General features: G+C 58.6%; 16 protein-coding genes and 1 pseudogene. 14 read left to right on the top strand and 3 right to left on the bottom strand.

What is annotated here, in order from left to right; all coding sequences use genetic code 11:
- The first annotated feature begins 9 nt into the window (after nt 1–9).
- From IPM58_04145 to IPM58_04130, 4 genes are read left to right on the top strand one after another with little or no spacing between them, the layout of a single operon-like run.
- Nucleotides 10–771, top strand: a complete 762-nt coding sequence (locus IPM58_04145) for a prepilin-type N-terminal cleavage/methylation domain-containing protein (GenBank protein ID MBK9306281.1) — start codon at nt 10–12, stop codon at nt 769–771.
- Nucleotides 772–777: 6 nt separating this feature from the next.
- On the top strand, nt 778–2013 hold the full coding sequence (locus tag IPM58_04140; GenBank protein ID MBK9306280.1) for a HAMP domain-containing protein: 1236 nt from the start codon (nt 778–780) through the stop codon (nt 2011–2013).
- A complete protein-coding gene (locus IPM58_04135; protein ID MBK9306279.1) occupies nt 1980–4976 on the top strand; it encodes a response regulator in 2997 nt (998 codons plus the stop codon). The genes IPM58_04140 and IPM58_04135 overlap by 34 nt, the downstream gene beginning before the upstream one ends.
- Entirely contained in the window at nt 4973–7141 is a 2169-nt protein-coding gene (locus tag IPM58_04130) for an EAL domain-containing protein (GenBank protein MBK9306278.1), read from the top strand. The genes IPM58_04135 and IPM58_04130 overlap by 4 nt, the downstream gene beginning before the upstream one ends.
- 32 nt (nt 7142–7173) lie before the next feature.
- On the opposite strand, the gene IPM58_04125 is transcribed toward IPM58_04130, so the two are convergent.
- Entirely contained in the window at nt 7174–8397 is a 1224-nt protein-coding gene (locus tag IPM58_04125) for a beta-propeller fold lactonase family protein (protein MBK9306277.1), read from the bottom strand.
- 204 nt (nt 8398–8601) lie between these two features.
- On the opposite strand from IPM58_04125, the gene IPM58_04120 reads away from it, so the two are divergent.
- The gene (locus IPM58_04120; protein ID MBK9306276.1) at nt 8602–9438 is read left to right on the top strand and encodes a hypothetical protein; all 837 of its coding nucleotides are present in this window, start codon (nt 8602–8604) and stop codon (nt 9436–9438) included.
- Here the strand turns inward: IPM58_04120 and IPM58_04115 are convergent.
- Nucleotides 9413–10909, bottom strand: a complete 1497-nt coding sequence (locus tag IPM58_04115) for a CPBP family intramembrane metalloprotease (GenBank protein MBK9306275.1) — start codon at nt 10907–10909, stop codon at nt 9413–9415. The genes IPM58_04120 and IPM58_04115 overlap by 26 nt on opposite strands.
- Before the next feature lie 145 nt (nt 10910–11054).
- Between IPM58_04115 and IPM58_04110 the strand changes: the two genes are divergently transcribed.
- Complete coding sequence (locus tag IPM58_04110) at nt 11055–12233, top strand: alanine--glyoxylate aminotransferase family protein (protein MBK9306274.1); 1179 nt, start codon at nt 11055–11057, stop codon at nt 12231–12233.
- Between the two features lie 4 nt (nt 12234–12237).
- Nucleotides 12238–13446 carry an amidohydrolase family protein gene (locus tag IPM58_04105; protein ID MBK9306273.1) on the top strand — a complete coding sequence of 403 codons (1209 nt, stop codon included), beginning with the start codon at nt 12238–12240 and terminating at the stop codon, nt 13444–13446.
- Here the strand turns inward: IPM58_04105 and IPM58_04100 are convergent.
- Entirely contained in the window at nt 13443–14081 is a 639-nt protein-coding gene (locus IPM58_04100) for a J domain-containing protein (protein MBK9306272.1), read from the bottom strand. The genes IPM58_04105 and IPM58_04100 overlap by 4 nt on opposite strands.
- A 327-nt stretch (nt 14082–14408) precedes the next feature.
- On the opposite strand from IPM58_04100, the gene IPM58_04095 reads away from it, so the two are divergent.
- From IPM58_04095 to IPM58_04065, 7 genes and pseudogenes are all read left to right on the top strand, one after another.
- Nucleotides 14409–15587 (top strand): MFS transporter, encoded by a 1179-nt coding sequence (locus IPM58_04095; GenBank protein MBK9306271.1) that lies wholly within the window; start codon nt 14409–14411, stop codon nt 15585–15587.
- 48 nt (nt 15588–15635) lie between these two features.
- On the top strand, nt 15636–16322 hold the full coding sequence (locus tag IPM58_04090) for a hypothetical protein (protein MBK9306270.1): 687 nt from the start codon (nt 15636–15638) through the stop codon (nt 16320–16322).
- Between the two features lie 371 nt (nt 16323–16693).
- Nucleotides 16694–19765, top strand: coding sequence for a type I restriction endonuclease subunit R (locus tag IPM58_04085; protein MBK9306269.1), 3072 nt, complete (start codon nt 16694–16696; stop codon nt 19763–19765).
- On the top strand, nt 19755–21017 hold the full coding sequence (locus IPM58_04080; protein ID MBK9306268.1) for a restriction endonuclease subunit S: 1263 nt from the start codon (nt 19755–19757) through the stop codon (nt 21015–21017). The genes IPM58_04085 and IPM58_04080 overlap by 11 nt, the downstream gene beginning before the upstream one ends.
- A complete protein-coding gene (locus tag IPM58_04075; GenBank protein MBK9306267.1) occupies nt 21014–21529 on the top strand; it encodes a zeta toxin family protein in 516 nt (171 codons plus the stop codon). Before IPM58_04080 ends, IPM58_04075 begins: the two co-directional genes overlap by 4 nt.
- On the top strand, nt 21529–21723 hold the full coding sequence (locus tag IPM58_04070) for a hypothetical protein (protein MBK9306266.1): 195 nt from the start codon (nt 21529–21531) through the stop codon (nt 21721–21723). Before IPM58_04075 ends, IPM58_04070 begins: the two co-directional genes overlap by 1 nt.
- A 5-nt stretch (nt 21724–21728) precedes the next feature.
- A pseudogene (locus IPM58_04065) lies at nt 21729–23370 on the top strand (type I restriction-modification system subunit M).
- The last annotated feature ends 58 nt before the right edge of the window (nt 23371–23428 follow it).

The raw sequence follows: 23428 nt of genomic DNA, 5'->3' as shown, positions 1-23428 counted from the left end.
ACGCCCAGCATGAACTACGAACCTCTAGACGGCCAGAGGGTGAAATGGCGAGATACTCCACGATCACGGCAGTCTCGTACGGTCACCCCCAACGGGTTCACCCTCATCGAACTGATGCTTGCGGTGTCGATCGTCGGCATCTTGGCGTCGCTCGCCGTGCCCAACTACGTCGACTTTCTCGAGAAGGCGCGGGTGGCCAGAGCCATCTCTGAATTGCATGCTCTTGCAAAAGAAGTCAAAGGATTCGCGATCGGAGGAGGAGGCTATCCGGACACCCTGGCCCAAATCGGGCGCAGCACCATGCTGGATCCCTGGGGAAGTCCGTATCGATACTACCGCATCAACTGTGCGACTGATGTTGAGATCACCAATCTGGCCAAACTGAAACTGCGTAAGAAACGTCCACCGCGGGTGCTGCTGGCCGATCATTCCCTCACGGCCTACGATGGCTGGCACGTCTCCGTTGCCGTCGATCATGGAGACCATGATGACCTCCTGCACTTTGTACAAGGAGCAGGCGGTGGTGGTGGGGCTGGTGGCGGGGGTGGAGCAGGAGGCGGAGGTGGAGCCGGGGGTGGCGGCGGCCCGCCCTGTGGCGGCGTCGGAGGAGCCAGGAAGGACCGGTTTCTCGTTCCGCTCAACTCGGACTTCGATGTCTACAGTATGGGCAAGGATCGAGATTCAGAAAATCCTCTGTCGCCCCCGAAAAGCCACGACGATGTCCTTCGTGCGAGTGACGGCGGGTTTTACGGATTGGGCAAGAACTTCTAGCCTCGTGTGACCATGCAGACCTCGTTTTCTCAATCGCTCTTCCAGAGCCGTATTGGACGCCGCATTCTCGGACTCTTCGTCCTCTCCGCCCTTGTCCCCACCTCGATTCTCGGCTGGGTCTCGTACCGCCAGGTCACAGAACAGCTCATCGTGCAAACCTCGGCTCGACTCAAGCAAGAGAGCAAGTCTCAAGGGATGGTGCTCTACAGCCACCTCCTGACCTTGGCGGCTGATCTGGACCGCCTCGCGGCCGAACTGCCGCACGACGGAACCGTCACGGAGGATGTGACCATCACTGCGTCCGTGAAGGAGCTTGGGCGACGATTCCAAGAAATTCGTCTTCTGGCTGTGTCGGCGTCTGATCGACATGGCCTCTCCGCCGCACAGGTTGCGCATCTGCGAGAAGGCAAAGCGTTACTGGAGATTCACCCTTCTTCGGAGCACCTTCCACAACTCACCCTCCTTCGTGTCATCAATCCAGATCGCTGGGAAGCCGGCCTGCTGTCTGCGCACATTGATGAAACGGCCTTGTGGAGCACGCAGGTCAAAGAAACGCTCCCGGGGAATACGGACCTGATCGTCGAAGACGGGGCACGACAGGCCATCTACTCCACGTTCTCGCAGCCGGTCACCCTCCCCGATTTTCGTCGGCACGACAGTGGGGATCCGATGGGCGAAGGGGCCATGTGGCACAAAGGCAGTGAAGAGTATGTCGCCGGAGCCTGGTCCATGCCGCTCCGCCACACCTTCTTCATGGAACCATGGGTGATTGTTCTGAGCCAAAACCGGCAGTCGGCACTGGCTCCGGTCGAACAATTCCGCCATACGTTTTTGCTCGTCATTGCGTCTGCCTTGAGTGCCGTGGTGCTGCTTAGTCTGGCGCAGATTCGGCGCAGTTTGCATCCTGTGGCGATCCTTCAAGACGGCACCGCTCGCCTGGCCGACGGCGATTTCTCCACTCGTGTGACGGTCACCAGCCACGATGAATTCGAGGAGCTGGCAAGTTCATTCAACAGCATGACCGGGAAGCTGAGCCAGCAGTTCCACATGTTGGAAACGATCTCGGCCATCGGTCAGGCCATTCTCTCCAGCCATGAACCGGCGGCCATGGTGAGAATCGTCCAGTCGCGTATCACTGAAACCATCACGTGCGATGCCATCGGTATGTTCCTTGTGGACCCGACGATACGGGGCCCAACGAGCTTTCCGTGCGGTTTCTCAGTAGTCAGGCAGACGAACTGAAAACGTATCAGTGTCAATTGACGGATGAGCATCTCACGGCGCTGCAGGCTCACCCCGACCACATGCTCGTGAAGACGACTGCGAGTCCGTCCTATCTGGCGGCCATGCTTCGGCCGGACCTTGCGCTCTTTGCCATCTTCCCGATCATCGTGGCAGACACGGTGACGGGAGCGTTGGTCCTCGGCTATCGACAGAAAACCAAACCACCTGCCGATGATCTGGCCCACGCGCGACGATTAGCCGACCAAGTGGCTGTGGCGCTTGCGAACAGCCGAGCGATCAAAGCGCAGGTGCAGGCACAGATCGAGTTAGTCGGCGCCGTCGATGCGCGGCAGCAGGCCGAAGAGCGCGCCACCGTCCTCCAGACCGCCAATCGGTCGTTGGAGACGAAGGAAGAACGGCTCCGGCATCAGCAAAGTGCGACGCTGGCGCTTGTCCAGGACCGCACGGTGTTCGAAGGATCGCTTCCCATTACCGCGAGGCAGCTGACCTCCCTTGCCGCGCAAGCCCTTGCAGTCGAACTGATCAGTGTCTGGATCTTTGAGGAACAGACGCAGTCGCTCTACTGCCTCGACAGGTACGAACGAACACCCGATCGACACACGTTTGGTGGAAAATTGTCTCGCTCGCAGTACCCTCGCTACGTCTCCATGTTGAACGACGGGAAGCTGTTTGCTGCGGCGCAGGCGCCACAAGAGTCGGCTTATGGTGAGCTGGTTGCCGACATCCTTGCGCCTCATCAGGTCGGGGCACGGATCGATGCCCCGTTTCAGATGCAGGGGAAGCTGACCGGGGTCGTCACGATCGAGCATGTCGGGTCCTCGCGCGACTGGGCGCCGGATGAACAACAGTTTGCTCAAGCGCTGGCCAATTTCATGACGCTGGTCCTCGAAGCGGCGCGGCGTCGTGAGTCCGAAGAAGCGCTCGCCATCGCCAAGCTGGCGGCAGAGGATGCCACCAAGGCCAAGGCGGAATTCTTGGCGAACATGAGTCATGAAATCAGGACGCCGATGAACGGCGTGATCGGGATGACCGAGATTCTTGCGCGCACGCCCCTATCCGAGACCCAGCGACATTATGTGGAGACGATCCACCACTCCGGTGACACCCTGCTGACGTTGATCAACGACATTCTCGATTTCTCGAAAATCGAGGCCGGGAAGCTGGAGATCCAATCCGTTCCGATCGATCTGCGGGACATTGTCGAACGAACCGTCGAGCAGCTGGCGGAGCGAGCACAGCGGAAAGGCCTGCACATCCTGGCAGACTACGACCCGGCAGCTCCGACCGCCGTCATGGGTGATCCCATTCGCATCAGACAGATCGTGACCAATCTACTGGGCAACGCCATCAAATTCACCCAGGAAGGCGATGTGAGCGTGGCGGTCACAGTCGACGCATCTCCGTCCGCCCAGGATATCGTTCCGAGGATGAAGCTCGCGGTGACGGATACCGGATCCGGCATCAGTGCCGAGGGACAAGCGAAACTCTTCCAGTCGTTTTCCCAGGTAGATGGGTCTTCGACGCGCGTGCATGGTGGGACCGGTCTCGGCCTCAGCATCTGCAAACAACTGAGCGGATTGATGGGTGGGACCATTGGAGTGGACAGCGTGATGGGTCAAGGCAGCACCTTCTGGGTGATCCTCCCCCTGCCGCTTCAGGAGGGAGCGATGGCCGGGATGCAGCCCGATCCTTCGCTGGCCGGCGTGCGTGTCTGTGCTGCGAGCGGTCATCCTGCGACCGGTCGGGTGCTGACCCGGTATCTGTCGCAGTGGAGGATTCCCTCGCGGATAGCCGGCACCGGTGCAGAGTTTCTTGAGCAGGTCATGACCGAGCTTGCGACCGACCGTGGGCCGGTCGTGGCGCTCGTCGATGAAACGTGTACTGATATGACCGAGACGGAATTACTGCAAGCCTTGCGATCAGACGCGACGTATGCCGCGACCAAGATTCTACGCATGGTGTCCTTCATCAAGAGCGCGGACGTCGAGCAGGATGCCACGAGCGCTCAGATGCATGTCATCACCAAGCCCCTGCGGTACCTTGGCCTGCATCAAGCGCTGGTCAACCTGGTCGGCGATGCACCGGTCGCCTCGCTTCATGCGTCTCCGGGACCGGCCGCCCCGACTTTCTCCGGGCACGTCCTCCTTGGGGAGGACAACCCGGTGAACCAGGAGATCGCCCAGCTGATGCTCGAGACATTGGGATGCACCGTGACCCTCGCCCAGAACGGACGTGAGGTCCTCACCCAGGCCAAGACAGCTTCCATCGACCTTATTCTGATGGATTGTCAGATGCCGGAGATGGATGGCTTTGAGGCGACCCGCTTGATCCGCGAATGGGAGCAGACGGAATCGCGGACGCCCGTGCCGATCATCGCCCTGACGGCCCATGCGTCCCCGGGCGATCGTGAACATTGCCTGGCCATCGGGATGAGTGATTACTTGTCGAAACCATTCTCAATGGAGCAGCTGCAGACCCTGTTGTCCTGCTGGCTGCATCCCAGCACCGCCCCGGCAACACATAACGCCCCCGCTCTCAGCCTGGTTTCGACAACCGACTCAGTTCCCGTTGCATCGGCCTCTGCGCCGGTCTCGGAAAAATCGCTCGTCGTCGATCAGAAGGCCTGGAAGTCGATTACGAGTCTGCAACGGCCCGGCAAAGAAGATGCGCTGGCCAAAATTCTGTCGCTGTATCTCCTGGACTCTCGCGACCTCGTCACCCGCCTGCAAGAAGGAATGCGGGCCGGTGATGCACAAGCCGTGAACCAAGCCGCGCATAGTCTGAAGTCCAGAAGCTCGGTACTTGGCGCAGTGACGTTGTCCAAGTTGTGCCGACAGTTTGAGGATGCCAGTCGCCAAGGGCAGCTGGCAGAAGCTGAACCGTTGTTAGGGCAGCTCGACGCGGCATTCGACCATGCGAGCCAAATCTTTCAATCCGAACTCGAGAGGAGAGCGGCATGACCTCCCCCACTCACTCGCCACTTCCCCTCGCACTGATTGTCGATGATGATGCGACGTTTCGCATGTTGTCGCGGATGAGCTTGGAACAGGAGGATCTCCGCGTCGAAGAGGCGGAGTCCGGTCAAGCCGCCATCGAGTTCGCCGCCACGACGATGCCGGACATCGTGATCCTGGACTTGCAGATGCCCGGCATGGACGGGTTTGTCGCGTGCCAACGGATCCGTCAATTGCCGAGAGGGGAATTCGTGCCGATTCTCATCATGACGGGATCCGACGATGTCGATTCGATCGCCCAGGCGTACCAGATGGGTGCGACCGACTTCATCGTGAAGCCTTGTCACGGACTCATCCTCAGCCAGCGCGTGCGGTACATGTTGCGGGCCAACCAGAACCTGAGCGCGCTGCGTAGCAGCGAATCTCGGCTTGCCCAAGCCCAGCGAATCGCGCAATTGGGTGGGTGGGAATGGGACGTCTCCCGACAACGTATGGAGATGTCTGATGCGGCATGTCGCATTCTCGGTATCGAGCCGGAGGCGTGTGGCCATTCCCAGGCGGCCTATCTTGACTGTGTGCATGAGGCCGATCGCGCATTGGTGGCCGAATCCATGCGCGAGGGAGCTGTCGATGAGTCGGGATTCGATCTCGACCATCGCATCGTTCAGCGCGATGGTTCCGAGCGTATCGTACATCTGGTCGGCGAGCCCATGATTGATGAGACGGGTACGGCGCCGCGTATGGTGGGAACGGTCCAAGATGTGACGGACAAACGCGCAGCGGACGCAAAGATTTACTTTCTCGCCAATTATGACAATGTGACCCATCTTCCCAATCGCAGCCTGTTTCTCCATCGTGTCGCCCAAGCCATCACCTGTGGAGCGGGTAAAAGCGTGATCGGCGCCGTCTTGGTCCTGAGTTTGGATCGCTACCATCGCATCTGCGATATGCATGGATCTCGCAGCGGAGACCAGATCATCAAGGATGTGACGGAGCGTCTTCAACAGTCTCTCTCCGTCGGTACGATGATCGCGCAACATGCCGGGACGGACACGCCGGTCTTGGCACGCCTCGCTGATGGTCAGTTCGCTGCGTTCTTATCGAATCTGGCCGAAGCTGAAGATTCCGCCAGGGTCGCGCAGCATTTTCTTGATGTGCTCAATCATCCGTTTCAAGTCGGGACGAGCAGCCTGACCCTCTCCGCCAATATTGGGATTGCGATACCAGGAACCGACGGGACGGATGCCGAGCAGGTGCTCCGTCATGCCGCGACCGCGCTCCAGTCGGCAAAAACCAAAGGACATAATTGCTACCAGTTCTACTCGGATGCCATGAATGCGTGGATCGCCGCTCGTGTCAACCTTGAGCAAGACTTGCGAGCCGCGATCGCCGGCAATCAGTTCGTGCTTCACTATCAGCCGCAAGTGGACATTCTTTCGGAGAAGGTCATCGGATTCGAAGCCTTGATTCGATGGCAGCATCCGACCCGTGGGTTGATTGCTCCGGCCGAGTTCATCCCCGTCGCAGAAGAGGAAGAGTTGATCGTTGAGATGAGTGAATGGGTCATTCAGAGCGTGACGCAACAGCAGCGTATCTGGCACAAGAAAGGGTTGGCGCCGACCGATGTCTCGATCAATCTGTCCGGTCTGCATTTCAGGCAACGGAATATCGCCAGTCACATAAAAGGGCTGGTCTTTGCCGAGGGCGGAAACCCGCAGGATATCGAGCTGGAGTTGACCGAAAGCGTCTTGATGACGGATGCGCCGTCGACAGCGGCCACGTTGAAGGAGCTGAAAGAATCGGGGTTTCGATTGGCGATCGATGATTTCGGCACGGGCTATTCCTCACTCGCCTATCTTCAGCGATTTCCCATCGATACGATCAAGATCGATCAAGCGTTCGTCAAGGATTTGAAGCTCGGCAAGGTCGATTCCCCCATCATGCGGGCCATCATTGGGATGGGGCGTGCCCTCAATCTTCATATCGTGGCGGAGGGAGTGGAAACGCGAGATCAGCTCGCCTTTCTCCGCATGCAAGGGTGTGCGGCCTATCAAGGATACCTTTTCAGCAAGCCGGTTCCGGCCACCCATCTCCAGCACCTTCTGAGGGATCGACTCTCCGAGGAAGCCTCGACCACGACGGAACGCGTGAGACATCGTCTGGCGAGTTGATCTGTCGGACGTTGCCGATGGCAGCCTGTTCGTTAGAGCTGCCTCTGCATGGCAATTCCGGACGGTGCGGTTCCGGTCGGAAAGGGATTTCCCAGGAGCACCGGCAAGGGGACCAGGGTGCCCGTTCCGGAAACAACGGTGTAGGCCGACACCCCTCCTCCTTGATTCGCCACGTACAAGAACTGTCCATCCTGCGAGAGCGTAATGGCTGAGGGATTGCTCCCTGCCTGAATCGGATTCAATGAACTTCCCGAAGAAGGCACGAGTGTGAGCAGCCCATTACTTCCACTCGTCAAGGCCGACACGGTTCCTCCGTCGTTCGCGGTGTACAGCACTTGCCCATCCGGAGCGACGGCGATTCCTATCGGACCGGTCCCTCCCACGGACATGGGATTCGTTCCAGACCCGACCGGAGGCACCAGTGTGAGGAGTCCGCTGGTTTCGACCTGAAAGACGCTGACGGTATTCGACGCGCGATTGGCCACATACAGAAACTCTCCGGTCGAGGAGAGTGCGAGTGCGCTCGGTGCGTTGCCGCCGACCGCGACCGGATTCCTGAGCGACCCTGTCGGCGGGACCAGCTTCAACAATCCACTCGTTTCGATCTGAAAGACCGACACGGTGTTGTCGGCGCTATTGGCCACGTAAAGAAACCGATCGGTGGCGGAGCGAATGAGCGAGACAGGCGCTGAGCCTCCAGCCGCAACAGGATTGGGTGTTCCCGCTTCCGGCGGGACAAGCGTCAGGATGCCGGTGGCCCCGATCGTAAAGGCCGTCACACTGTCGGAACCTCGATTGGCGACATAGAGGAACTCCGTCTTGCTGGAAATGACGACCGCACTTGGAGCAGTCCCGACTGAGGCTGGATTGGGACTGGTCGCCGTTCCGGACGCCAGCAGTAACCCGCCATCGGTGCCGATTCTGAATGACGTGACCGTGTTGGTCTGACTATTCGTGGCGAAGGCAAAAAACCCGTTCGGTGAGACGGCGATGGCCGATGGGGTCGACACATTGGCCACAGGCGATCCGGCAACGGCCGATAGCCCACCGGTTGTCCCGTTGACCGTATACGCTGAGATCGTGTCGGAACCGCTGTTGGTGACATACACGGTTGCCGCCGTCGGGTCCCCGCCCCCAATCGGGATACCGCCACCCAACCCGCCTCCCCCGCCCTCCTCACCGCAGCCTGGCGCGAGAAACACGAATGGTATGATCCACGCAAGTCTCGATCGATTCGCGAATAATCGGCTACGCATTCTTCCTTGTACCCACCGTTCTCTGACTTATACCATTCTCATTGCGCAGTGACAACGGAGCACCGACGGAGATTTCCCGATGTGCGTCCTCACAACTCATGGCCACTGTGGAGTGAAAGACGTCACTCTGCACGGCAACACCATGACGAAATTCATTAGACTCAGATCCCTTCAACCTGGCACACTGCACCCCTCGTTGTCCAAATGGGATACGCGTTGCACCAATCACTCACGATTCTGGGGGCAGGCTATACAGCGAAGGTTCTTCACCCGCTTGCGGAGCGTCGGTACCCTCGTGTCTGTGCGACCAGTCGAGATCCCGAACACCATCTCAGCCATCTGCGTCCTGATCAACGGATCACCTTCGATCTGGCACGATCCGATACCTGGGCATCGATTCCGACGGCAACGGATGTCGTGTGGTGTTTTCCGGCGGTGCCGATTGAGGTGGTGCGCCGATTTGCCGATCATGCGTTGCTGGGTGCCCGCCGAGTGGTCATCCTTGGGAGCACCTCCGCCTACCAAGAGGACGCCACAACGCTCTATCCTCCACCCTGGATCGACGAATCGGCGTCTATTGATCTGACCATACCTCGAGTACAGAGTGAAGAACTCTTGCGAACGACTTATGGTGCCATTGTCTTGCGAGTGGCAGGGATCTACGGTCCAGGTCGCAATCCGATCGAGTGGATTAAGAGGGGACGGGTGAACCGTTCACGGAAGTATGTGAACCTCATTCATGTTGAAGATCTGAGCGCCGTCTGTCTTGCCGCGCTGAGGCATGGTCGATCCGGTGAGGTCTATACCGTCAGCGATGGGACTCCGAGAACGTGGAGTGAGATCTGCGAAGAGGTTGAGCGACGTTGGAATATCGGATCCTCTGTCGCGGGTGAACAGAAGCCAGGCGGGAAACGGCTGTCGAACCGGAAGCTATGTGAGCTGTTGGAGTCGGATCGGGTAGGTCTGCGGCATACGGATGTATTTGAGGCCCTTGCCGCGATACAGAAACATTCGCTCAACCAAGCAGAGCCATCACGGTAAGGCACACCAGCAAGTTATTCATCGCATGCGCGACCATGCCTGGAATCAGGCTCCCGGTCCGCTCGTAGATCCAGGCCCACAGAAATCCGCTCCAAAACACGCTGATGAACCCGACGAGACTGTAGCCGTGTGCGAGGGCGAAGATGCTGGTGCTGATGATCGCAGCGGGAAAGAATGCGAGCCGTCGTCGAAGCGTGGCGTAGAGCAGTCCACGAAACGCTATTTCCTCACAGATCGGTGCAAAGACGACGTATTCCAACAAACTCACGGTGAGCTTGGGCGCTGAGGCCCACACAAGGTTTGGGTCGAACCATTCTGTCCAGTGATTGCTCAGATCGAAAAGTTCGGCAGTTCGACCAAGGACCCATTCTCCCCAGAGTCCGGCTGCGATCACGGCGACAATGATGCAAGCCAGTCGGCCGGGATTGGCGTTTTTCATACGCAAGCCGAAGCCGTTCCAGAAGGTCAGACCGGCCGGCTTGAGCAAGTGCACGTAGGCCAGGATGAGTAGCGGGATATTCGCCAAGGGAATGACGAAGGCGCTCAATACCGATTGTTCAAACGATGGAACGGACAGAAACGCGACGGTTGTGAGAACCCCCAACGTACCGCCACGGAGGATGACGGCCATGGCGATACGTCCGGACCACGGCGGTGGAACACCTGGGAGATGGACGCGTAAGATATCGACTCGTTGTCCCTGCAAGCGCACAATGCCCAGCAACATGACCGATCCGATCAACAGGCAGATCACTTCCGTCACGAGCAAGGGACGAATCCCCTGCTGAACGTGGTCGGCTTTACCAGCATTCTGTTCTTCAACGATCGCGAGTCGTGCGTGGTCCCCTCCTCGTTGGGCTAACCGGGCAGACAGCTGATTGTAAAACCATCCGCTGGGCATGGCTTCCGCGAGGGCAGCTTGTAGATCGACTTCTTGAGCGGACGTCAGCGGTTGGGAACCATAGGCGCCGACAATGAGTTGTTCAAACAGTCCCGTAAACAGACCCTGATTCAGCCATCCCGCTGCCTCGGCGACAGCCTCATCTTGTCGGCTTGATTCACCCAGTAAGATCGCCAATCGCAGTTTTGAGCGTGGATCATCCGTTGTGGCCACGAGTTCGCGGTACCATTGAATGCCTTGCTCATAGGCTTCCCTCTGGTCGCCCATGGTCCACTCCGCGAGCCATTGCTGCCATTCCGGCGATCGGCCGAGCCCTTCTTGGGCCTCCATCATGCGACCGACCATCAGCTCTAGTGCGCGATCCGGCTCTTCAACGCGATCGAGTTTGGGGGCCGTGATTGAGAACCAGACGACACTCCCGAGCGCGGTCACCAGCGCACAGGCACATACGACGCTCACTAAGACCGACCATGGGGAATTAAACGGTGATAGAGGATGGGAAGAACCTGTCGGGCGATCAACCTGCGGGGCGCGTTGCAATTGTCCGATCGACAGGGCTTGTTCTCTCATGGGGAGCCGACTATATCACAGGCATCATCGACTCTTAATCCCCCTCGAAGTGGCTACCGACCAAGCCGGACGAAGATTTCTTGCGTAGCCTTGCCTGATGAAGTTGGCTATACTCACCAGGCGACACTCCAGGAGCCTTTGCACGATGGACGAATTTTGTGCACCACGACGGTTGCTGTTGGGACCTGGTCCCAGCAACGTGCATCCTCGGGTCTTGCAGGCCATGGCGACCTCGCTCGTCGGACACCTGGACCAGACCTTTCTCGCTGTGATGAACGACGTGCAAACACGCCTCCGTCGACTCTTCTCGACCGCGAACAGATTAACGATCGCCGTGTCCGGTACAGGATCCGCCGGTATGGAGGCGGCTGTCGTCAATATCGTCGAACCGGGCGATGCGGTGCTTGTGGGGGTCAACGGTGTGTTCGGCACTCGACTCGCGACGATCGTTGAACGATGCGGAGGAAAGGCGATACGGATTGAGGTGCCTTGGGGACAGATTATTGAGCCGGATCTGATCGAAGAGAGGCTCAGAAGATCGGGTCCGGTCAAGGCCGTCGCACTCGTCCATGCGGAAACCTCCACCGGTGCCCGGCAGCCCATCGAACCCATCAGTGCGATCTGTCGCGCGCATGACGCGTTGCTGATCGTCGATGCCGTGACATCGCTGGGAGGTCTGCCGGTTGACGTCGATGGATGGGGGATCGATGTCTGTTATAGCGCCACACAAAAATGTCTGAGCTGCCCTCCTGGTCTGGCCCCACTCACGGTGAATGACCGTGCGCTTTCGGTAGTCCGCAGTCGTCGGACTCCCTGCCAAAGTTGGTATTTTGACTTGTCCCTGATTGCAGACTATTGGACGGAGCACAACCGGGCCTATCATCACACGGCGCCGATCTCAATGTTGTATGCTCTTCGCGAATCCTTGCGGATCATCGCAGAAGAAGGACTCCCTCCCCGCTTTGCGCGGCATCAGCTCAACAGCCGAGCCTTGACGGCAGGACTGCTGGCGCTTGGGTTCGACCCGGTACCTCCGGTTGAGTATCGGCTTCCAACATTGCTGTGCGTGACGGTTCCTGCATCAATCGACGAGGGGGCCGTCCGGTCTCAACTCCTTGAACGGTTCGGCATTGAGATCGGAGGAGGCTTAGGCCATCTCAAGGGAAAAGTCTGGAGGATCGGACTGATGGGGGAATCGTCTACGGAAGCCAACGTGCTGACGCTGTTGAACGCGCTGGAAGAGATCGGGATCCAAAACGGGTGGATTGCGATTCCCGGGATCGCGCTACAGGCTGCGGCCTCTACCTATAGTCGAGGGCGGTAATATCGTGACGATTGCGATTCATCATGCACGCCTAATCGACGGGACCGGAGCCGTTCATGAACACGCCACGATCGTAGTAAGAGGTTCGAAAATCACCGCCGTCGGCCCCAGTAAGACCCTGGTGATTCCTAAGGAGACCGTACGCATCAATGGGCGTGGCCTCACGATTCTCCCTGGTCTGATCGACTGTCATGTTCACCTCTGTTTGGGAGGTGAGGCGGATGTCGTGGCAGCCTTAGAATCGGAACATCCGTCGCTGACCCTGCTCAAATCAGCCAGCCATGCAAAGGCTACGCTGGATGCCGGCTTCACCACGGTACGGGACGTTGGGGCTCGTGACCATTCGATTTTTGCCCTCAAACAGGCCGTTGATGCGGGGCTTGTGCCGGGTCCGCGCATCATCGGCGCGGGTCTCGCCATCTGCATGATCGGTGGGCACGCGCGGTTCATCGGTCGAGAAGTGGAAGGGACGGAGCACGTCCGACAGGCCGTCAAGGACCAGATTGCTGCCGGCGCCGGAGTCATCAAAGTCATTGCCTCAGGAGGAGTGCTCACACCCGGTACATCTCCGGATGCGGCCCAAATGACGATGGAGGAATTGTCCGCAGCCGTCGACGCCGCGCGGCATGCGGAGAAAAAAGTGGCAGCCCATGCGCACGGCGTTGCAGGCATGCGGAATGCGATTCTTGCCGGTGTGCGTTCGATCGAGCACGCCACACTGTTGGATGAGGAGGCCGGTGCACTCATGAAACGGTACGGTGTCTATATGGTCCCGACCCTCTCAGCCTTGGCCACGACCGCGGCCTGTCGACCGAGCTGCGGCATTCCGGAAAGTGCGCTGGAGAAAGCCAAGGCCATGACTAAGCGCCACAAGAATAGCTTCAAATATGCGCATCGGAGCGGCATCTCCATTGCGATGGGGACCGATGCCGGCACACCATTCAACTATCATGGGGACAACGCACAGGAGTTGGAACGCATGGTGGCGTTCGGTATGACGCCCATGGAAGCGATTGTCGCATCGACGGCCACGGCAGCTCGATTGATCGGAGTCCAGGACATGGTTGGAACCCTGACGAGAGGGAAGGAGGCTGATCTTCTTGTCCTGCGAGGGAACCCACTGCAGGGAATCGACGTGCTGAGAGACCGCGCCAAGATTGTAGGAGTGATGCGTGGCGGGCGATTCGTATCCGGCCCGCTTTCTCACGCCTAGCGCCGTTCATAAAACAGCTCGAGGGCCGACCCCACACCCTGGAGACGCCCTTTCTGAAAACTCTCTTCAAGTCGAGATCTGAGTGATCGAATTCCACGTTCGTCGCCACGCTTCGCAACTCCCTGTGATAGCAGCATGTCTGTGGCCACCTCGACGAGGCGGTGTTTTCGTCTCTCCATGTCGTCAGTCACCAAGTCGCCCATGATTTCCGTGGCTCGTGCGTGAACGACCGGTTCAAAGAATGAATCGTATCCCTGGACCTGAATGGTTCGTTCACGAATGATCATGAGTTCATCCTTCACACGCGCGACGTGTTGCATCAAGATCGAGAAGACTTCCTTTCGTCCCTCATCGAACAACTTCTGTTCGATCTCGTTCAGGATGAGGTCTGGATCAACCGAGGTTGCCCGTGGCTCATCTCCCCAGGATAGTCGGTCGTAGCTCTTGCGCTTCTCCGGGTCTCCGACGATCTCATAGGCGACGTTGATTTCTCTGATGCGCGCTTCCGAGTCCGTCTTCTCAGGGTTACGATCTGGATGGTGCGCAAAGACCAGTTTGCGATAGGCCTTCTTGATGTCTTCGTCCGAGGCGTCGCGTGAGACGCCGAGTATCTGATAGTAATTCATTCGCGCCATGCGAAAGACTATAGCACGGAGGGTCGGTCGCTTCACCTTGACAGCAGCGGAGAAGCGCTTTAGCCTTGCACGCTATGGTGTCAACCGGCATTGATCATGCGTCAGAGAGCCGTGAGGCGTTGTTCGTGAAACGTGAAGCGTGAAGAGAGAGACGGTCGATACGCAGTCCTCTCCCTGCAGTCCTCAATGCTCAACGCTCCAGACTGAAGTACCGTCGCATCAAAGCAGCAAGGAGTACCTGTGACGGAGCGATCCTGGCGGTCTGGTGTCACCCCCTATCAGTGGTTGGTGCTTTTTGTGGCTTGGCTTGGGTGGGTCTTCGATGCCATGGATGCCACGATCTACGCCATCGTCTTACATCCCGCCTTGCACGATCTGCTGCACACAGCAAGTGGCCCACCGACCACCGAACACATCGGTTGGTATGGGGGCATCATCTTTTCTATTTTTCTTATCGGCTGGGCGATCGGCGGGATTTCGTTCGGGATCATGGCCGATCGATTCGGCCGGACAAAAGTTCTGATCGCCACGATCATCATCTATGCTGTGTTCACCGGAGCCGCAGCCTTGACGGAGACCTGGTGGCACCTGGCAATCGCCAGATTTCTCACCGCGCTCGGCATCGGTGGTGAGTGGGCGGCCGGTGCCGCGATCGTGGCCGAAACCTGGCCGGAAGAGAAGCGGGCTAAAGCGGCAGGCATCCTTCAATCGGCTTGGGCGGTCGGATTTTTTCTAGCAGCCACCATCAATCTCACCTTGAAGGAAGCCTATGGATGGCGAGGCTTGTTTCTGATTGGAGTCCTTCCCGCATTCGTAGCGCTGCTGGTCCGCTGGTGGGTCAAGGAACCAGAACGCTGGACGCATGAACATGAGAAACAGCCCATCCCCGTGACGGCCATCTTTCATGGTGATTTGCGGCGTGCGACGTTGGTTGGTTCTGCCTTGGCGTTTGTGGCGGTCTTCGGACTATGGGGCTCAACGAACTGGGCGCCCACCCTGATTCGTGAGCTTCCTGATTTGAAAGGACAGGATTCGGCAACGCTGACCAAGTCCGTCAGCTACGCCATCATGGCGTTGAACGCCGGGGCAATCTTCGGTTATCTCGGATTCGGTCCATTGGCTGATCGATTTGGTCGGCGTCCGGTGTTTGCCTTCATGTGTCTGGGCAGCTTCATCATGTTGCCGGTCACCTACCTGACCCCGACCAGTTATGTCGGTGTCCTGATGCTCCTGCCGATCTTGGGATTCTTTAATAATGGGATCTTCAGTGGGTTCCCGATCTATCTGCCCGAGCTCTACCCGACACGGTTGCGAGCCACTGGAGCAGGCTTCTGCTTTAACGCCGGGCGGGTCCTGGCATCGGCCTCACCGTTCCTGACCGGGTGGTTGGTGACGACGCTTGGTACCTTTGGTCGTGCCGCTAGTACCGTTGCACTTATCTATTTGATTGGACTCGTAGTTTTGTTATTTGCTCCTGAAACCAAAGGGCGCCGCCTCCCGGACTAGCCTGCTCCCCGCTCTTGACTTTCCTTTATGCCGGATTATCTATGCACCATGGATATGAAAGAGACCGCCAAAATACTCACCCACGATGAACGAAAAGCGGCTGAGGCTGCATTCGCCGGCCGGCCATTTAATCCAGCTTGGTCCGCATCGGCCCAAAAGGTCTATGAGGGGTTGCTGCGTGCCCTTCCTACTCCCCCAGAGGAGTCACCGGTGGTACCTGATACAGCACTGGATGAGGGGGAGGAAACGGTTACGCCGATCGTTTCCCTGTCAGGAGACGAAGCACCAAAGCTTGAGGATAATCTAAAGGCAGAAGACATTTCTGAGCAGAAGGTTGGCCAGCTCCTGAAAGGGTTGCTCGAGACAAGGGAACAAGCGATTCAAGCCGGTGTCCTTATTGATGTCACCGCGGATGCCCAGAAGCTGGGCATGAGCTTTCCCATCACCATTACGAAACCCTTGTGGGAAGTCGGCATCGCTCCCGACGTGACACTTTCAGATGAAACGAAAGCGTCACGATTACGTGACGTATTGATGGCATTTCGTCTCCGCTTAGCGAGTCAGGCCTCGCTTTCGCCATTGATTGATTTCCCGGCCATGCTCGCGCTCCCGCCGGGTGGCGTACCGCAGCCGGTGCCCTTGTTCGCCCTGATCCAACCGGGCGAGCAGAATCAGGCGATGGTCACGCTCTTGCTGCCGAACGAAGTCTCCGCCTCAATCGTTCCGATGAACTGATCTGCCTTAGCCTCTTTTCAGTTCACTCGCCTATGCAAGAAGCCGCTGTTGTCAAACCATGCAGCTCATCCTCGTGCGCTCAGGGCCGCCACGCAATGGATGCGACATAGATCTTCGCCCATCTGGGAAACCTGTCTATCCCCGTTTCTCTAGCAGGCGCGGGTGAGCTGCAACGTCAGGCCGAAGACTGGCGAGTCCTGTGGGAATGCGCTATTGTGTGGGCGATGGTGCGGTATACCTTCACCGAATATTTCGAAATGGAAGTGTTGCGGAAAGGTCCGTTGACCAGTTCCGCGCTTACTCTGGCCCCATCCCCGGGTGGATTTTCCTGCAATTCGCCGAGGCGCGCGTCATGTTAAGAGGCGACGACCATGCATAGTTCCTCTGACAGCAAGTACCCGCCCGCCGACGCCTCTTCCTCCGTCCTCCGCGAGGACACGATCGAATACGGCTTCATCGGCACGCTGCAGGGCCTGAAATATGACTACCGCTCGGACATCACCGACCGAGCCTCGTTGGAAAAGAATTTCCGCGAAAAGTTCGAGGCCTTGAACCGCGTCCGCCTGACAGACGCCGAGTTCGCCCGACTCCTCGACGAGATCGTCACCGTCGATGTCTTCACCGCCGCCAAGACCCTGCGGGAGATCAACGCGTTCACCCGCGATGACGGCACGCCGTTGAACTACTCCCTCGTCAACCTCAAGGACTGGTGCAAGAACACCTTCGAGGTCGTCAACCAGCTCCGCATCAACACGGACAACAGCCACCACCGCTACGATGTCATCCTGCTCATCAACGGCGTGCCCTGCGTGCAGATCGAGCTGAAGACGCTCGGCATCAGCCCGCGCCGGGCCATGGAGCAGATCGTCGACTACAAGAACGACCCCGGCAACGGCTACACCCGGACGCTGCTCTGCTTCCTCCAGCTCTTCATCGTCAGCAACCGCGACCGCACCTACTACTTCGCCAACAACAACGCCCGCCACTTCGCTTTCAACGCCGACGAGCGCTTTCTGCCTGTCTATGAGTTCGCCGACGAGGCAAACAAGAAGATCACGCATCTCGACGACTTCGCGGTCGGCTTCCTCATGAAGTGCGCCCTCGGCAAGACCATCAGCCGCTACATGGTGCTGATCCAGAGCGAGCAGAAGCTCATGATCATGCGGCCCTACCAGGTCTATGCCGTGCAGCAGATCGTGAAGTGCATCGAGGACGACGCGGGGAACGGCTACATCTGGCACACCACCGGCAGCGGCAAGACGCTCACCTCCTTCAAGGCCTCCACGCTGCTCAAGCTCAACGACCACATCCACAAGTGCCTCTTCGTCGTGGACCGCAAGGACCTCGACCGCCAGACCCGCGAGGAGTTCAACCGCTTTCAAGAAGGCTGCGTCGAGGAAAACACCAACACCGCCGCCCTCGTCCGCCGTCTGCGCTCCGAGGACTATGCGGACAAGGTCATCGTCACCACAATCCAGAAGCTCGGCCTCGCGCTGGATGAAGACAGCACGCGCAACAAGCAGCGGAAAAAGAACGATCAACCCACTTACAACGAGCTATTGGAGCCGCTGCGGGACAAACGCATCGTCTTCATCTTCGACGAATGCCACCGTTCTCAGTTCGGCGAGAATCACAAGGCCATCAAAGCGTTCTTCCCCAAGGCCCAGCTCTTCGGCTTCACCGGCACGCCCATCTTCGAGGCCAACGCCAGCTTGCAGAAGATCGAGGACACGCAAGCGTCGATGAGGACCACGGAGGACCTCTTCCAGAAGCAACTTCACGCCTATACCATCACCCACGCCATCGAGGACGGGAACGTCCTGCGCTTCCATGTGGACTACTTCAAGCCCAAGGAAGAGGCGGGCAAGAAGCCGCCGAAGCCCGGCGAAGCCATCGCCAAACGCGCCGTCATCGAGGCCATCCTCGCCAAGCACGACGCCGCCACCGCGGGACGCCGCTTCAATGCCCTCCTCGCCACCGCGTCTATCAACGACGCCATCGAATACCACGGCCTGTTCAAGACCGTACAGGACGAGAAACGGACCGCCGACTCTGACTTTAAGCCGCTGAACATCGCCTGCGTCTTCTCTCCCCCCGCCGAAGGGGACAAGGATGTGCAGCAGATTCAAGAAGACCTGCCAACGGAAAAGGCGGACAACGAAGTCGAGCCGGAAAAGAAGAAGGAGGCGCTGAAAAGCATCCTCGCCGACTACAACGCCCGCTACGGCACCAACCACACGCTCGGCGAGTTCGACCTCTACTACCAGGACGTGCAGAAGCGCATCAAGGACCAGCAGTGGCCCAATGCCGACTACCCCCCCGCGCAGAAGATCGACATCACCATCGTGGTGGACATGCTGCTCACCGGCTTCGATTCCAAATACCTGAACACGCTCTACGTGGACAAAAATCTCAAGCACCACGGCCTCATCCAGGCCTTCTCCCGCACGAACCGCGTGCTCAACGCTACCAAGCCCTACGGCAACATCCTCGACTTCCGCCAGCAGCAGGCCGAGGTGGATGCCGCCATCGCCCTCTTCTCCGGCGAGAAGACCGGCGAGCAGGCGCGGGAAATCTGGCTGGTGGACAAGGCCCCCGTGGTCATCCGGAAGCTGGAGGCCGCCGTGCAGCAGCTCGACAGCTTCATGAAGTCGCAGGGCCTGGCCACCTCCCCCGAGGCCGTGCCGAACCTCAAGGGCGATGCCGCCCGCGCCTGCTTCATCGAGCGCTTCAAGGAAGTCCAGCGCCTCAAGACCCAGCTCGACCAATACACCGACCTCACCGAGGAGAACAAAACCGCCATCGAGCAGGTGCTGTCGAACGAACAGCACCGCGGCTTCAAGGGTGCCTATCTGGAAACCGCCCAGCGCCTGAAAGCGCAGCAGGGCAAGGGCAAAGGCACTGACCAGCCCGGCACCGGCGACGCCGAACAGCTCGATTTCGAGTTTGTCCTCTTCGCCTCCGCCGTCATTGATTACGACTACATCATGGGCCTCATCGCCAAGTTCTCCGCCAAGGGGCCGAGCAAATCGAAGATGACCCGCGAGCAGCTCATCGGCCTCATCAGCGCGGACGCCAAGTTCATGGACGAGCGCGAGGACATCGCCGCCTATATCGCCACGCTCAAGGCGGGCGAGGGCCTCTCTGAGACCGTCATCCGCAAGGGCTACACCCGCTTCAAGGCGGAGAAGAACGCCAAGGAACTCGCCGCCATCGCCGCGAAACACGGCCTCGCCACCGACATCCTGCAAAGCTTCGTGGACGGCATTTTTGAGCGCATGATCTTCGATGCCGAACAGCTCGGCGACCTCTTCGCCCCGCTCGACCTCGGGTGGAAAGCCCGCACCCATGCCGAACTCGCCATCATGGCGGATTTGCACCCACTTCTCACGAAACGTGCCCACGGCCGCGACATCTCAGGACTCAGCGCGTATGAGCAGTAAGAAGAAAACCACGGACACGAAGGAAGATGCCAAGCCCGCGCTGGTGCCGAAGCTGCGGTTTCCGGAGTTTCGGGGGGTGGAGGGGTGGCAGCAGAAGTCTCTCGGCGGTTTGTGCCGCATTCGGACAGGGAAGAAAGATGCCAACGAAGGCGCGGTAGATGGTGCTTACCCGTTTTTTACCTGCGCGGAAAAACACATCTATAGCCACAACTATTCGTTTGATGCGGAGGCGATCCTAATCGCCGGAAACGCCAACGTGGGACAAACGAGCTACTACAACGGCAAGTTTGAGGCTTATCAGCGGACCTACGTCTTGACCGACTTCAAAGGAATCTTTGTCCCATATCTCTATTCAGTACTAAGTGCGAATTTGCGGCCTGATTTGCTGGCGCAGGTGCAAATAAGCGCCATGAGCTACATACGGCTGCCAATGCTGGAGGAATACCAGATCAACGCACCGTCCTCCCAAGCCGAGCAACACAAAATCGCCGAGTGCCTGAGTTCGGTGGACGAGGTGATTGCGGCGCAAGCGCGGAAAGTGGACGCGCTCAAGACCCATAGAAAAGGGCTGATGCAGCAGCTTTTCCCCCGCGAAGGCGAAACCCAACCCCGCCTCCGCCTCCCCGAATTCAAAAACGCTGGGGAGTGGGAGAGAACAACGATTGGTGAATTGAACCCATTTGTTACTAGCGGCTCGCGGGGGTGGGCGGCGTTCTACGCCGACAAGGGCGAGTTGTTCGTCCGCATTACAAACCTCTGGCGAGACTCCATTTACTTGGATCTGACCGACTCGAAATTCGTCCAACTGCCACCGGGCGCGAATGAAGGAGTTCGCACACAGCTAAAGGAACATGACGTGCTTATTTCCATCACGGCTGATATCGGCATTGTTGGTTACGTGGACAAAAGTGTCCCGTCGCCCGCCTACATCAACCAGCATATCGCACTGGTGCGCTTCGTAGAGGGCCAATTGTGTGGCAAGTTCGTTGCCTACTTCCTCGCCTCGGAAGAATCCCAACGGCTTTTCCGCGCATCAACTGATAATGGCGCAAAGGCAGGAATGAACCTGATCGGAATCCAAAAGATCGGACTCATGTTGCCTTCTGTCCCCGAACAACACCGCATCGCCAACTGCCTGAGCAGCCTCGATACCCTGATCACCGCCGAAACGCAAAAGTTCGAAGCCCTCAAGCGCCACAAGCGCGGGCTGATGCAGCAGCTTTTCCCATCCCCGGAGGAGGTGGCGGGATGAGCAAAAAGATCATCATCATCGCCGGCCCCAACGGCGCAGGAAAAACAACCTTTGCGCGTTCGTTCCTCCCGGAGGAAGCACAATGTCCGCGTTTCATCAATGCAGACCTGATCGCGGCGGGACTGGCACCGTTCGCCCCAGAAACCGCGGCGCTCAAGGCCGGACGCCTGATGCTGGAGGAGATCGCCGCCTGCGTTCAACGCGGAGAAAGCTTTGCCTTTGAGACGACCCTCGCTGGGCTGAGTTATCTGTCCCACATCAGGCAGTGGCGGGAGCAGGGCTATCACGTAAGCCTGTTCTTTCTCGCGCTGCCGGATGCAGATGCGGCAATTGCCCGCGTGGCGGAGCGGGTGCGGCAAGGCGGGCATGACATCCCGGAACGAGTGATCCGGCGGCGGTTCGCTGCAGGACTGCGTCACTTCCACGAGGCCTACAAGGCCGCTGTGGATGCCTGGGCACACTATGATAATGTGGGTGAAAGTCCGATCCTGCTCGAATGGGGGGAGAACTAATGACTATGAAAAACATCCAGGAAGCCAAAGACGCCGACCTCCGCGCCTCCACCGCGGCCATGCGCCGCGCCGCCGAAGCTGCCCGGAAGACTGCCATCCAGACCGGTACGAATCTCATCGTCGTGAAAGATGGCAAACTCACCCGAATCTCGGCGCAGGCGCTGCGTGAGGCGGCAGCAAGCTTCGACCACTGATTTTTATGACCGACACCAATCACAAGCAACTGGGCAACACGCTGTGGAGCATCGCCGATCAACTGCGCGGGGCCATGGATGCGGATGACTTCCGCGACTACATGCTCTCCTTCCTCTTTCTGCGGTACCTCTCGGACAACTACGAGACGGCGGCAAAGAAGGAGCTGGGGAAGGATTATCCCGATACTAAGGGAGACGCTTGCCAGGTGCCGCTCGCGCTCTGGTATGCCAACAACCCGGACGACATCGTAGCGTTCGAGAAACAGATGCGCCGCAAGACGCACTACGTTATCCAGCCGCAGCACCTCTGGGCCAGCATTGCCAACATGGCCCGCATCCAGAACGCGGAGCTGCTGAACACGCTGCAAGCGGGCTTCAAATACATTGAGACGGAATCCTTTGAGAACACCTTCCACGACCTGTTCTCGGGCATCGACCTCGGCTCCTCCAAGCTGGGCAAGACCTACAGCGACCGCAACGCCAAGCTCTGCACCATCATCCAGAAGATCGCCGAAGGGCTGGCCGAGTTTTCCACCGAGGTGGATGTGCTAGGCGATGCCTATGAATACCTGATCGGTCAGTTTGCCGCCGGGGCGGGCAAGAAAGCGGGGGAGTTCTACACCCCGCAGCAGATTTCCAACGTGCTCTCCGCCATCGTGACGCTAGACAGTCAGGAACCGAGGACAGGCACCAAGAAGCGGCTGGAGAGCGTGCTGGACATGGCCTGCGGCTCTGGCTCCCTGCTGCTCAATGTGCGCCACCGCATCAAGGACGCGGGCGGCACGATCGGAAAGATTTTCGGGCAGGAAAAGAACATTACCACTTACAACCTGGCCCGCATGAACATGCTGCTGCACGGGGTGAAGGACACGGAGTTCGAAATCTTCCACGGCGACAGCCTAAAGAACGATTGGGACATGCTGAAGGACTTGAACCCCGCCAAGAAACCCGCGTTCGATGCCATCGTCGCCAATCCGCCATTCAGCCTACGGTGGGAGCCCTCCGAGGCCATGGGTAAAGACGTGCGCTTCACGAACTACGGCCTGGCCCCAAAATCAGCCGCCGACTTTGCCTTCCTGCTGCACGGCTTCCATTTCCTGAAAGATGAAGGTGTGATGGCGAATCATCCTGCCCCACGGCGTGCTCTTCCGTGGCGGAGCTGAAGAGAAGATTCGTACCAAACTGCTCAAGGACGGCCACATCGACACCGTCATCGGCCTGCCCGCCAATCTCTTCTACTCCACCGGCATTCCGGTCTGCATCCTCGTGCTCAAGAAATGCAAGAAGCCGGACGACGTGCTCTTCATCAACGCCGCCGAGCACTTCGTAAAAGGTAAGCGCCAGAACCAGCTCAAGCCGGAGCACATCCAGAAAATCATCGATACCTACAAGAACCGCACGGAAGAACCCCGCTACGCCCGCCGGGTGGAAATGGCCGAGATCGAGAAGAGTGACTTCAACCTCAACATTTCCCGCTACATCAGCACAGCGGTGGGTGAGGCGGAGATTGATCTGGCAGCGACGAACAAGGCACTGGTGGAGATCGAGAAAGATATCCAGAAGGCGCGGGACACGCACAATGGATTCTTGGAGGAGCTGAGATTGCCGCTGCTGCCAACAGGCAATGTCGGCTCGTCAAAGGCATAGCTGGTGCTGAACCGGCGACAGAAGTCGGCGGCTATGCGTGAGACTCTACGCTCTTGTT

Origin of the sequence: Nitrospira sp. (assembly GCA_016715825.1) — a bacterium.
Taxonomy (GTDB): Bacteria; Nitrospirota; Nitrospiria; order Nitrospirales; family Nitrospiraceae; genus Nitrospira_D.
The sequence above is the reverse complement of the archived record's forward strand: the minus strand, read 5'-3'. Positions and strand labels throughout refer to the sequence as shown.